The sequence below is a fragment of the Nostoc sp. CCY0012 genome (assembly GCF_963920855.1).
Taxonomy (GTDB): Bacteria; Cyanobacteriota; Cyanobacteriia; order Cyanobacteriales; family Nostocaceae; genus Cyanocohniella.
Genome location: NZ_CAWUDM010000138.1, coordinates 1 through 13075 on the forward strand (window position 1 = coordinate 1; position 13075 = coordinate 13075).

A 13075-nucleotide genomic window follows, 5' to 3' on the forward strand; every position below is an offset into this window, starting at 1 on the left:
CTTCTGGGGTTGGGGGGTGTTGGGGAGATGGGGGTGTGATTGTCGGTGTGCTGATTCTTGGGGAAATGCCTGTGGCTACTTGCGGAATATTGGCACTTGGTAATAAACCCAATAAGGTCACTTCTAACCACAAACGCGGTTGGGTGGTATTTTTGATTTGGACTTCGGCTGTGCGTAGGTGTTGTTGTCCTACCAGAATTGTACTGATGTCGAATTTCTGGGCGAACTCAACTAGTGCTGTCCAAGTTTGTTGGGTACAAGTAACTAAATCTGAACGGTTGGGTGCGGTTTTGGCTATGAGTAAATCACGGTAGAAAGCAGCGAAGTTTTGCAGGATAATTAGTGGTTCTCGACCACGGTCTAAAATGTTACGGCTACAATCTAAAACTGTTTCTGGATGATCTTGGGCGATCGCCATTAATAGCGCTAGTAAGTCTCGTTCACTCACTGAACCCACTAAATCCCAAACTTTTTCTGGGGTGACTTCACCCGCAGACAAGGCTAATTGATCGAGGAGACTTTCTGCATCCCGTAATCCACCCTGGGCCATTTGAGCGACTACGGTGACAGCATCAGGAGAAATATTAATGTTTTCTTTGGAGGCGATCGCACTTAAATGCTTGGTCATCGCCTCTAACTGAATGCGTCTAAAATCAAACCTTTGGCAACGAGAAATAATTGTGGGTAATACTCGCTGGGGGTCGGTTGTTGCCAAGACAAAAACTACATGCTTTGGTGGTTCCTCTAAGGTCTTTAGTAGTGCATTAAACGCCGCTGTACTGAGCATATGGCAATTATGCACCAAAAGCCCATTTGCCACAAAGTTGTGATTATCTGCCACTTCAATGTCATAAACTCGTTCAACTCCAGCGAGGTGAACAGATTCGACTGTCTCCAAACTTGTAATCCATTGAGGGGATTGAATGGGGATGGCAAACAGTGTTGCAGGTAACTGAGGTGTTTCCGTATCCTTTGTTAATGGCAATTCGCAGTTGTGGACGTAATTCTTGAAGGCGCTTGGCTTTGTATTCCAACCATTCTTGCTGCTTTTCTGCGTGTGTCCAGCACAATCTGGGGAATCGGCTGTATTTATTAGGGTAAGAGATGGAGCCGTCTCCCAGTAACGTTCCATAGATAAGTCCAAGGGCATCTGGTTGTAAAACCGCAGCATTGGCAAGGAACTTTTCTGTTCTGAGTTCCCAATTTCCGTGTCCTTTTTTGTATGGATGTCTTTTCCAGTGAGACTGGATGCTGCCAATTCCCCTACCTTTTTTTTGTAAAAATGTGGGGATATTAAGCTTTTCGCCACACCCGCAAGCACAGAAAGGTCTAAATAATTCAGCTTGTTGAAGAACAGATTCCAGGTTATAAGATTTTTGCCCGGATGTATTGCCTTTAAACTGGTGTCCGCTAACGAATCGCCGGATGCGTCCATCGACACCAAATTTATAAATGAGGGTACCGCACCCGCATTCACAGGAGATAGTATCTTCGCTCCTTCTTTTACGTCTTTTGCTGCTATCCATCCCTGATCTGTCCTGATTAAATGATTACCCGTACATCTAATTTCTCGGTTATTCGTCTTGATAACCAGCGTTTGACGTTCTCCTTGATCTAACCACCTCACAACTTGTTTGAATTGCCACTCGCCTGATGAGTCGTTGTAACTCATCACTTTCTTACCCTTGATACTAGGATTATCAATTCTGACGAGTCCTTCATCAGTTAAAACCAGAGAATCTCCAGTCAGACATTCATCGACTACATAAACTTTGTAGCGACACTGTACAGGCGCAAACTGGGCTTTTTCAATTAATTCACGGATATTATCAACACCAGTATTGCTGGCAGCATCAATTTCTATCACATCGAGAGAATAGCCCTTAGTGATGCCTTGACAAACATCACACACGCCGCAGGGTTCAGCCGTTGGCTTGTCACTTTTGAGACAATTGAGCGATTTAGCGAGAATACGGGCGCTAGAAGTTTTACCCGTACCTCTGGGGCCAGTAAACAAATAAGCCGGAGCAATTTTAGCTGTACGGATCGCGTTGGTGAGGGTGGTAGCGATCGCTTCTTGTCCCACCAGTTCAGCAAAACTCTTTGGGCGATACTTATGGTGCAGGGGTTCGTAAGACATGGAGAAATAGACTTCAATGCCTTTGGGCGTTGGTGGGTAGCACCCAGATGAGTTTGGGATTCACCTATTTTAACAATTCGCGTCCTTGTCCCCCACTAAGACTGTACGTTGTTGTACCCTACAGAAAAGCAGAAATTTCCGGGCTATACATTTTTTTGAATGTAAGTAGCCACATGGTACAGTGCGATCGCAATAATCTTCGGTTGACATTCTCCTCACCTCTAAACCCTGGCGCGGTGTAGTGAGAGCATTCTTGTCGAATTTAGGTAAACAATACTCAATGGTGCAGCAAATGTTCAGGCGGTTATTTCAGTGGTTCAAAAGCTTTTTTCAAACCTTGTTTGGAGGTAAACGCACTCCCGCCAAGGTAGCGGAGAACTCGCCCAAAGAACCAGCACCACCCCTAAGCGATACGGATTTAGAATTTCTCTTCAACCAACTTCTTGAAGGCGTGCATCAGATGCGGGGTCAAGAGTGGGCGCAAAAGTGGTTGCAACGCATCGAGAATCGTGTCTCCACTGAACAATGGGTAGGATGGTTACGGCGTTTTGGTGAAAGACTGTTAGCATCACCGTCACCTAACAATGAATTAGCAGCACGCTTAGTGCAACTGGGTGATTTAGGTGTTGGAGAAGTGGGAGATGTTGCCTATGATCTGGGGATGCAACTGTTGTCCCGCAATCAAGGCGAACCAATATGGGAATATGACGGGCCTGATGCAGTTACAACATCTTCACCGTCTCCAGTTAGCGCCCCAGTCTCACAAGCCCCAGCAGAACAAGAAGTAAGTCAACATGAAAACCTCCCGACTGAGCCAGAAGCCCAAACTGTCACCTTAGATGAGTTGTTTATCATGTTGCAGCAGGATGAAAACTTACGCCAACAAATTGGCCAACAGTTAGGAATCGAAACAGATGATCCACAACTGATTATCCAGGAATTAGTTAGTCAATACTATACTCCCAATCAATCGACCACAGATCAAACCTGATGTGGAAAACCTCTCCCCGTAGGCTCTATTGCGAATTGCGAATTGCGTTCACGAAGTGTGCCGGAGGCTCTATTGCGAATTGCGAATTGTTCGGTCAGTGTGGGTAGTTCACTTCGACTAATTCCACTCCGAACACTTCTACAAAGCACTGGGCTATATGAGTACGTACTTCTTGGCAGGTAATACCGGGAATCCATTGGGCTAAACTGCCTACAGGTTTATCAGCAATGCCGCAGGGGATTATGTGTGCAAAGCCTGACATATCGGGACAAACATTTAAGGCAAAACCATGCATGGTAATCCAACGGCTAACTTTAATGCCAATGGCGGCGACTTTTCGCCCTTCTAACCACACACCAGTAAAACCGGGGAGGCGATCGCCTGACAACCCATAAATAGCTAACACCCGAATTAATACTTCTTCTAATTGCCGTAGGTACCAATGCAGGTCTTGACGATAATGTCGTAAATTTAATATCGGATACCCTACCAGTTGACCAGGGCAATGATAGGTGACTTCACCACCACGTTCAACTCGGTGGACATCAAATTGACTATTTTTTTGGTCAAACTTGAGAAATTCTGGGTTACTGCCTTGTCCTAAGGTGTAGACAGGCGGATGCTCTAGCAAGATTAATACATCATCTAAATGAGGCTCATGAATGCGTTCCTGCAAGAGCGATCGCTGCCATAGGTGAGCATCTATATATGGCATCAATCCTGCGTTAAATAACAAACAACGTCTCTGATGTGTTTTTATACTACGGATCATGCCAAAAATCAACTGGGTTATTGACTAAATATATTTCAACTTCCAGGAATTTAGTCAACAAATGTCAAGCTATGCAAAGGATTTTAAAGGAACATCAAGGGAACCTGCATTAGAAAATACAAAGTGCTAGTTTGAATATATAACCTCAACGGTGTTAGGAGGGATTGCTGCAACACGCATCACGCCAACAAATAAGAACGAATAGAAACGAATGCACTGGCTGATGACTCTAATAAATTGTTTGCATCTCGAACCAGATAAAACTGTCAACTTAGAGAAAGCTCACAAACAGTACATTACAATTGTTCACAATTTGTTTTGGCGGTATTGATAGATTACCGCAACTTCTTTTCATACAAAACAAATTCACATCAAATTCAAATATTGAGTGGGAGAGTTTACATGAAGCTTGTCATCCACGGCAAAAATATTGAAATCACCGATGCGATTCGGGAATACGTACATCAAAAGATTGAAAAAGCAGTTAGTCACTTTCAGAACATTACAAATGAAGTGGATGTGCATCTTAGCGTTGCCCGGAATCCTCGCATAAATCCTAGACAAGCGGCTGAAGTCACTATTTTTGCAAATGGTAGCGTCATCCGTGCCGAGGAAAGCAGTGAAAACTTATACGCCAGCATTGATTTAGTGGCAGATAAAATTGCTCGTCAATTGCGTAAATATAAAGAAAGACGGCAAGATAAGAAAACTCATGCCCTACCAACTAATACAGTAGTAGTTCCCGAACCAGTAGCAGCAGATTTAATAGGCGATCGCACTCCTGAATTACCTAACGAGGTCGTCCGCACAAAATATTTTTCCATGCCACCGATGACAGTTGACGAAGCCTTAGAACAGCTACAACTAGTGGGACATGACTTTTATATGTTCCACAACTCAGAAACTGGCGAGATTAATGTGATTTACGAACGCAACCACGGCGGCTATGGTGTGATTCAACCCCGTCACAATAACGGACACACCAACGGTAAGAATGGCCATGCAGCCCACACGAATCATTTTGTGATGGAAGATTCCTACTCGCATAAATGAGGGGAGTAGGGAAAGAAGAAGCAGGGGGGCAGGGTGCAGGGTGCAGGGGGGAATACTTTTGGCTATGACCAAAATTTTCCCTATTCCCTATTCCCTAAACCGCCAACTGCTGTAAGGTCTTCAGCGCCTCTTCTACATGACCTTTAAAGTTCAACATGGAATCAAATACGTATTGCACAACGCCCTGTTGATCAATCACGTAAGTTACGCGGCCAGGAATTAAACCAAAAGCTGTGGTTGCACCGTATTGCTTCCGCACCTGGTTATCTTTGTCACTTAGCAGGGTAAAGGGTAAGTTGTGCTTGGCGGCAAATTTTTGGTGAGATTCGCTAGAGTCACCACTGACACCAATTACTTCTGCACCAGCAGTTTTAAATACTTCGTATTGATCCCGAAAGGCACAAGATTCGGCGGTACATCCCGGTGTGTCATCTTTGGGATAAAAATATAACACAACAGCTTGCTTACCCCGAAAATCTCTGAGGCTTACTGTTGCACTATTTTGGGCTGGTAAAGTGAAATCAGGAGCAGTATCCCCTACTTTAACTGGCATATTATTTTACCGATTTTGTTAAGAGTCCATCTCAGCTAATTCTAACCAGCGTTCGGTTGCCATATCAATCGCTTGCTTCAGGGTTTCTACTTGATCGTAGAGTTTTTGGACTTGGGTGTAATTCCCAGGCTTGACATTTACCAAGGCTTTTTCGGTTTCGGCTTTCTCTGATTCCAACTTGGCAATTTTCCCTTCTAACTCCTCAAATTCGCGCTTTTCCCAGTTTGATAATCGGCGGCGCTTTTTGTTGTCGGTGTCTGAATTTGTAAGTGCAGCTTTGATATCTGCTTGTGGTTTTTCCGGGGTATTGGCAGCTTGTTGTTGTTTTTCTGCCTCTTCTTCCGCTTTTTTGTAATCTAGATAAACTGAGTAATTTCCTGGATATTGTCGCAGATTACCGCCTGCTTCCAAGGCAAAAATTGTGTCTACGGTGCGATCTAAGAAGTAGCGATCGTGAGATACTGCAATCACACATCCAGAAAAATCTTCTAAATAATCTTCTAGTACTGCTAACGTCTGTACATCTAAATCATTGGTTGGTTCATCTAATATCAAAACATTGGGCGCACCAATGAGAATCCGTAGTAAAAATAAACGCCGTTTTTCGCCCCCAGAAAGCTTATGAATGGGTGCGTATTGCTGGTTTCCGGGAAATAGAAACCGTTCCAACATTTGGGAAGCAGAAATTTGTGTACCATCAGAAATTTTGACAAATTCGCCTTCTTCTTTGATGTAGTCAATCACGCGCTGATTTTCATCTAAAGCTGTAAGTAACTCTTCAGAATGCTGGTCAAAATAGCCAATGTGAATAGTAGTTCCGATTTCCACACTACCGGAATCTGGCTGCACACGTCCGGTAATCATATCCATTAAAGTAGATTTTCCGGTGCCGTTACCGCCGATAATCCCAATACGGTCTTCTGGACTAAATTCGTAGGTGAAATCATTAATTAAAGTGCGTCCATCGTAGCCTTTAGATACATTATTTAATTCAATAACTTTTTTACCAATGCGACGACCAACTGTAGAAATATCAACTTTACCCTGGACTTGTTTAAACTCAGTTTCTCGCAAAGCGTGAACGCGGTCAATTCTAGCTTTTTGCTTGGTACTTCTGGCTTTTGGCCCCCGGCTTAACCATTCCAATTCCCGGCGTAATACACCTTGATGTTTGCGCTGGCTACTAATTGCCGATTCTTCAGCTAAAGCTTTCTTTTCGAGGTAGTAAGAATAATTACCTGAGTAGGTAAAGATATCTCCCCGATCTATTTCTATAATCCGGTTTGTCACCTTATCAAGAAAGTAGCGATCGTGGGTTATCAGCAACAGGGCGCCCCGAAAGCGATTTAAATAACTTTGTAGCCATTCCACCGAAAGCGCATCCAGATGGTTGGTAGGCTCATCCATCAGTAACACATCTGGTTCTGATAGCAAAGCTGTGGCTAAGGCGATGCGTTTGCGATAGCCTCCCGACAAGGTACCGATGACAGCATCAAAGTCAGAAATTCCTAACTTAGTCAAGATAATCTTAGCGTTGGTTTCTAGTTCCCAAGCACCAGTAGCTTCCATGCGCTGCATTACATCAGAAAGGCGCGACATTAGTTGACTATCTTCTGGATAGTGAGCCAGTTTATCAGATAGTTCTTCATACTCACGCACCAAAGCCATGTGTCCGCCACTATCAGCAAAAATCTGTTCTAAAACTGTGTGATTTTCATCTAAATCTGGTTGTTGGGGTAAATAAATTATCTTTGAACCAGAAGCAAAAGTAATTTGCCCACTATCAATTGGTTCTAGTCCAGCAATCATTTTTAATAAGGTTGATTTACCAGAACCATTGGTACCAATTAAACCAACTTTGTCAGTAGCATCTAAGCTGAAGCTAGCATCTTTTAATATTTCCTTGATGCCAAAATCTTTTTTAACTGATTGTAATGTAATAATACTCATAAAAATTAGTCATTAATTAGTTTCTGTAGAACATTAAGTCTAACAGACAAGGGAGGTTTGCAAATTTGCCAAAAATATACGTAACCGATACAAAAACTCTTTTTAACTTTCTTCCCTTTGTGTCCTTTGTGTACTTTGCGGTTTATTTTTTTTACCCTCTGGGGAAAGTCACAATCCCCTAATATTTTATTCAGCGGCTGTGTATTCAGATTTTTCAGATAAACTAACCGCAAAGGACGCTAGTACACAAAGAAAAGAGATTAATCGAGAGAAGAAATCCAAGGCAATCTAGAACCAAGTTAAGCAAATAAATCGAGGGGTAGATGTCCATACATTTCGTTTATTCCCCCTTCATTATATGATTGACAAGAAATTAAAACTCCCCGATGATGTCCCGCATAGGAATCGAGATAACATAAGCCATTTTTGCCATTTAATTTAATATAAACTGGACCTTCCGGCGTGGCTAAATTACTAGGAACCTCGTGACCAAAAGCATGAGAATAAGTTCTCATAGCCATTATTCCTTCTTCTGCGGTATCAGCGCAAATTCCTAATATTTGGTAATCAGAAATACTCGTTACCAACACTAAAGCCCGGCAGACTAACGCTTTTTCCGATGGTTTGAGAATGGGAGCGATATCTAAGCAATTGAATTTGTTCAGGATTTTTTTGGCTTCGGAGATTGTGAAATTCTGATGATTGGGAGTTGACATAGATTCGTTTGTTGTCTTCTGAGTTTTGTTGGTGTGCTTGAGGTGGGTATAGCCCACCCCATTTGCATTATTTACCTAAGCTATGGTTGATTGGGAACATTCCCTAGATTGAAAATGAATGGCACACTGCCTTTAGCTTCGCCACCCATAACGAGGACATTTGGCATTTGAGAGCCACCATTTCTCCAAGCTTCAATTGCTTCTTTTTGGAGAACTAACTGCCCACCTTGGGCTTTAAGAGTCTCTGCTAATAGTCTTTGAGCTTCTGCTCTACCTTTGGCACGATTAACATCTGCTTGCGCTTGTTGTTCGGCTTCCCGCGCTATATAAACGGCTCTTTGTGCGCGCTGTTCAGCTATTTGTTTTTCTTCTACAGCTCTGGCAAACTCTGGGGAGAAATTTAAGTCAACTACGCTAGTATCTAGCACAATTATCCCATATTTAGCCAAGCGATCGCTCAAAGCCAAATCAAAGTCTTCTTTTAATTCACTCCTTTTAGTAATTGCTTCTTCTACTGTTCTTCTAGCCGCCGCAATTTTGAATGCTTCCTGTGTCTGAGGAGCGATGATTTTCGAGACAATATTTGCTAGGGTTCCCTGTTTTCTTCTCACCTCAACTACCCTTGTGGGATCAAGGCGAAAGTTAATGGCAAATCTTGCAGATAAATTTTGCAAGTCCTTAGTAGAACTTTCCGCCGGGACTTCAAACTTTTGTACTGTTAAATCATACACATCAACGACTGAAACAAGAGGCGGTTTAATGTGAATACCTTCTAGTAGCGCACCATCTCTAGCTTTACCTAAGATGCTGATGACTCCTGCTTGTCCTGGGTTGAGAATCACAAAGGAATTTAGTCCGACGAGGACAATAAGTGCTAACACAATTCCGAAAACTGTGGTTTGCCAATTCCCCAATTGTTGACTTTTCAAGGTTCTATCTCCTTATGCATCTTTTGGCAACTCCAGTACTATGGTGACACGTCCCCTGCCTCTTATTGTGGTAACATCGAGTTCACGCAACTGTAAATCACTGTGGCTAGAGCAATTAAATCTCATCAAACCTTGACAAGGCGTAGACATTCAGTGCATCCGCTTCAGCGACTGCTTGACTACGGGAATGAGTATCGTCGGCAAATTTGGCTGGCAATTGGTTGTTCGGTTTTGAATAAACTTTTTGACTTAGCACCACCGGCATTAATTGGGATTGCAGTGGATGTAGTAGTTCAGCAGCAGGATTCTATCATTGCCCAGTTTGGGATTCAAGATATCTTGGGGCAATTTTTGATTCTGTCTCTACTCACTGTTGTCACTTGGATACTAGAATCATTTTTTGAGTATCGATATAAGTTATTGTGGCGCAACTTAGGGCAGAAGATTCAGCATAATTTACGTCTGGATGCATATAAACACCTGCAAGAATTGGAATTAGCTTATTTTGAAGAACGCAGCACTGGTGGTTTAATGTCTATCCTCAGTGATGATGTTAACCAATTAGAGCGTTTTTTGGATGTGGGAGCAAATGACATTATTCAAGTGGCCACAACCGTTGTCATTATTGGTGGGGCATTTTTTGTGTTGGCTCCTAGTATAGCTTGGATGGCAATTTTGCCCATGCCATTTATTCTTTGGGGTTCGGTAGCTTTTCAGAAGTTATTAGCACCACGTTACGCTGATGTGCGGGAAAAGGTAGGTTTACTTAATGGACGTTTGTCCAATAATTTGAGTGGTATTACTACGATTAAGAGTTTCACGGCTGAGGAATATGAAGCCGGACGTTTAGAAATAGAAAGTATAGCTTATAGACACAGTAACTCCAAAGCGATCGCCCTGTCGGCTGCTTTTATTCCGTTGATTCGGATGTTGATTTTAATTAGTTTTACAGCCTTGTTACTGTTTGGTGGCATGGAAGCAGTAGCTGGGAGAATGTCTGTAGGTGTTTACAGTGTATTAATCTTTTTAGTCCAGCGTTTACTTTGGCCTTTAACTAGGTTAGGCGATACCTTTGATTTATATCAACGGGCGATGGCTTCTACTAATCGCGTGATGGATTTGTTGGATACTCCTTTGGCGATTCATCCGGGAAATATCACTTTACCTGTGGATACGGTGCGCGGTGAGGTGGAATTTCATCATGTGAGTTTTGCTTATCAAGATAGATTATCGGTAATTGAAAATCTGTCGTTGCGAGTGCCCGCAGGAAAAACCATTGCTATTGTCGGTTCGACTGGTTCGGGTAAAAGTACTTTAGTGAAACTGCTATTGCGGTTATATGAAATTAAATCTGGAAAAATTACCTTAGATGGCATTGAATTACAGAACTTAAACTTGCGGGATTTGCGGCGCTGTATTGGCTTGGTGAGTCAAGATGTATTTTTATTTCATGGTACGGTAGCCGAGAATATTGCTTATGGCAGCTTTGATGCTACAGAGTTAGAGATAATCACGGCGGCTAAGGTGGCTGAGGCAGATGAATTTATTAGGGAACTGCCCCAAGGTTATGAGACAATTGTCGGGGAACGAGGTCAAAAGTTATCTGGTGGACAACGCCAAAGAATTGCCATCGCTCGTGCAGTACTCAAAGATCCGCCTATTTTGGTTTTAGATGAGGCTACCTCGGCGGTGGACAATGAAACCGAAGCGGCTATCCAGCGATCGCTCGAACGGATTACAGTAGATAGAACTACCATTGCGATCGCTCATCGTCTTTCTACTATTCGCAATGCTGACTGTATTTATGTGATGGAATATGGAAAGTTGATAGAGTCGGGGACTCATGAGGAGTTGTTGGATCACGATGGGGTTTATGCAAGTCTCTGGCGTGTGCAAAGTGGGTTAAGATGATTCTCACGCAAAGGCGCAAAGACGCAGAGAGATTATGATGTTTGGTGGTAGTCAGCCGGAAACTGGGGATAGCAAGTGGCGTCGTCAGTTGGATAAGTTTGTTAAGGAAAATCAGCGGGATTTGGCGGCGCTGTTTTGGGGTTTGTGGTTAGCAAATGGTAACAGTCAGGGTACTGTGGGGATTGATTTGCAGCCAACGCCGCATTTTGTTTATTGTCCTCAAGCAGCGATAGAAAATTTAAACGATAAGGTGGAAAATCGGCTTCAGGAAATTTTGGGAATTGTGGATAATCATCAACCTGAAGTGGAAGTGGTGATGATTGGGATTGGGAAGGGTGAGATTAAGTTGATTCAGTTTGCACCGGAACCACCGCCGCCTGTTTGTTTTGAGGAGGTGGGGAAGGATGTTGATGGGTTGTTGGATTTGTTGGAGGAGAAGATGAGTGGGGTGGTTTTTTTTAACGCAGAGTGACGCTGAGGTGATTAATTTTCAATACACAGTGATATCAGCCCACCATTTTTGTGATTGTTGACGGATTGACTGTATTTCTTCAGCAGACATTTTATCTAAGTTTTTTAAAATAAAACTCATGCGCCCTTGAGTCTGTAGTTTATGGCGATGTTTGTCGAGAAAGTTCCAATAAAAGAAATTAAACGGACAAGCATTTTCACCAATTCGTTCTTTGTGGTTATAAACGCAACTTTTACAATAGTCACTCATCTTATTGATGTAATTGGCAGATGCAGCATAAGGTTTTGATGCTAAGATTCCCCCATCTGCGAATAAACCCATACCAATAACATTTGTTTGCATCACCCAATCATAAGCATCAATAAATGCAGCGTGAAACCAATTTTCTACTTCTTGGGGTGAAATTCCCGAAATGAGAGCAAAGTTACTGAGTATCATTAATCGCTGGATATGATGAGCGTATCCTGTGCGTTGCACTTGAGTAAGAATTTGGTGTAAACAATTCATTTTAGTTTCACCAGTCCAAAATAATTCTGGTAATGGTTGGGTGTAATCAAACCAATTTTTATCAGGGTAATCTGCATCTACAAAATGATAAATTCCCCGCATATATTCACGCCAACCTAAAACCTGACGAATAAAACCTTCTACACTATTTAATGGAACTTGCTGCTTTTGATAAGCTTGTTCGGCTGCTTGAATAACTTCTAATGGTTGGAGTAAACCCAGATTTAAGTAAGGAGAAATTAAGGCGTGCCACATGGTTTCTTCTCCTGTTATCATGGCATCTTGGTAAGTGCCAAAATTAGATAATCTATGTTGAATAAACCAATGTAAAACTTGTAAGGCTTGGAGGCGATTTACTCCCCAACGAAACGGTTCTAAATCTCCATAAGTGGGAATAGTAAGTGATTTAACTTGAGTGATGACATCCTGAGTAATATCATCAGGTTCAAACCACTGTGTAAGCGGTGTATTTAGATTACCTTTGGGTGGTTGGCGATTTTCTTTATCTAAGTTCCAAGTACCGCCAATTGGTTGATTTTTCTCCATCAAAATCTGAAAACGCCGTCTACCTTCTCGATAGAAATCTTCCATTAATAGGCGCTTACGATTTTTGGCCCAATGATTAAATTCTTCTGTACTCCACAAAAAATGATTGTTAGGAACTAGGGTAATTTTACAAGACAAATCTAAACTTTGAATAAATTGGGTGAATGGTCGGTCATTTGGTATCATCACCCGCAATTCTGTAATGTGATTGTCTTGAATCCATTCTTGCAAGGGTGTGATGAAATCATCGGCTATTTTGTAGGTAACAGCATATGCTTGATGAAGTAATTCTTCAGCAAAATGTCGCATTGCTGACCATACTAAAACTAATTTTTGCTGGTGATAAGGACGTACTTGGATATGTTGTAGTGATTCAATAAAAATTACAGGTACATTCTCTTGATGAGAACAACTTTGTAATGCAGCTTGTTGTTCCCAAAGCTGGTCACCTAATATCCAAATACCAATATTCATAAGTCATTAGGAATGTGGATTTAATAAAATACAGAACCTCACCCCCAACCCCTCTCCTTGG

11 protein-coding genes are annotated in these 13075 nt (G+C 42.3%); 4 read left to right on the forward strand and 7 right to left on the reverse strand.

Translation table 11 applies throughout. The annotated features are described in order from the left end of the window. On the reverse strand, positions 1-2140 hold a 2140-nt coding region (gene dnaX / locus ACM0OS_RS25675), incomplete at its 3' end, for a DNA polymerase III subunit gamma/tau (protein WP_414546008.1). Between the two features lie 292 nt (positions 2141-2432). On the opposite strand from dnaX, the gene ACM0OS_RS25680 reads away from it, so the two are divergent. Further along, positions 2433-3131, forward strand: a complete 699-nt coding sequence (locus ACM0OS_RS25680) for a hypothetical protein (protein ID WP_414546009.1) — start codon at positions 2433-2435, stop codon at positions 3129-3131. A gap of 94 nt (positions 3132-3225) precedes the next feature. On the opposite strand, the gene lipB is transcribed toward ACM0OS_RS25680, so the two are convergent. Next, the gene (gene lipB, locus ACM0OS_RS25685) at positions 3226-3903 is read right to left on the reverse strand and encodes a lipoyl(octanoyl) transferase LipB (protein WP_414546010.1); all 678 of its coding nucleotides are present in this window, start codon (positions 3901-3903) and stop codon (positions 3226-3228) included. Positions 3904-4305: 402 nt separating this feature from the next. On the opposite strand from lipB, the gene hpf reads away from it, so the two are divergent. Then, complete coding sequence (gene hpf / locus ACM0OS_RS25690; protein ID WP_414546011.1) at positions 4306-4956, forward strand: ribosome hibernation-promoting factor, HPF/YfiA family; 651 nt, start codon at positions 4306-4308, stop codon at positions 4954-4956. Between the two features lie 94 nt (positions 4957-5050). Here hpf and ACM0OS_RS25695 read toward each other — a convergent pair whose 3' ends face one another. The 4 genes from ACM0OS_RS25695 to ACM0OS_RS25710 form a co-directional block, all read right to left on the reverse strand. Then, positions 5051-5509, reverse strand: a complete 459-nt coding sequence (locus ACM0OS_RS25695) for a peroxiredoxin (protein WP_414546012.1) — start codon at positions 5507-5509, stop codon at positions 5051-5053. Between the two features lie 18 nt (positions 5510-5527). Beyond that, the gene (locus tag ACM0OS_RS25700) at positions 5528-7459 is read right to left on the reverse strand and encodes an ATP-binding cassette domain-containing protein (protein ID WP_414546013.1); all 1932 of its coding nucleotides are present in this window, start codon (positions 7457-7459) and stop codon (positions 5528-5530) included. A gap of 299 nt (positions 7460-7758) precedes the next feature. Further along, positions 7759-8175 (reverse strand): DUF1824 family protein, encoded by a 417-nt coding sequence (locus ACM0OS_RS25705; RefSeq protein ID WP_414546014.1) that lies wholly within the window; start codon positions 8173-8175, stop codon positions 7759-7761. A gap of 80 nt (positions 8176-8255) precedes the next feature. Then, entirely contained in the window at positions 8256-9104 is an 849-nt protein-coding gene (locus ACM0OS_RS25710; RefSeq protein ID WP_414546015.1) for a prohibitin family protein, read from the reverse strand. 102 nt (positions 9105-9206) lie between these two features. Between ACM0OS_RS25710 and ACM0OS_RS25715 the strand changes: the two genes are divergently transcribed. Both ACM0OS_RS25715 and ACM0OS_RS25720 read left to right on the forward strand, forming a co-directional pair. Then, a complete protein-coding gene (locus tag ACM0OS_RS25715) occupies positions 9207-11015 on the forward strand; it encodes an ABC transporter ATP-binding protein (protein WP_414546016.1) in 1809 nt (602 codons plus the stop codon). 34 nt (positions 11016-11049) lie between these two features. Then, positions 11050-11487 (forward strand): hypothetical protein, encoded by a 438-nt coding sequence (locus ACM0OS_RS25720; RefSeq protein WP_414546017.1) that lies wholly within the window; start codon positions 11050-11052, stop codon positions 11485-11487. Positions 11488-11505: 18 nt separating this feature from the next. Here ACM0OS_RS25720 and ACM0OS_RS25725 read toward each other — a convergent pair whose 3' ends face one another. Further along, complete coding sequence (locus ACM0OS_RS25725) at positions 11506-13014, reverse strand: cryptochrome/photolyase family protein (RefSeq protein WP_414546018.1); 1509 nt, start codon at positions 13012-13014, stop codon at positions 11506-11508. Positions 13015-13075: the final 61 nt, after the last annotated feature.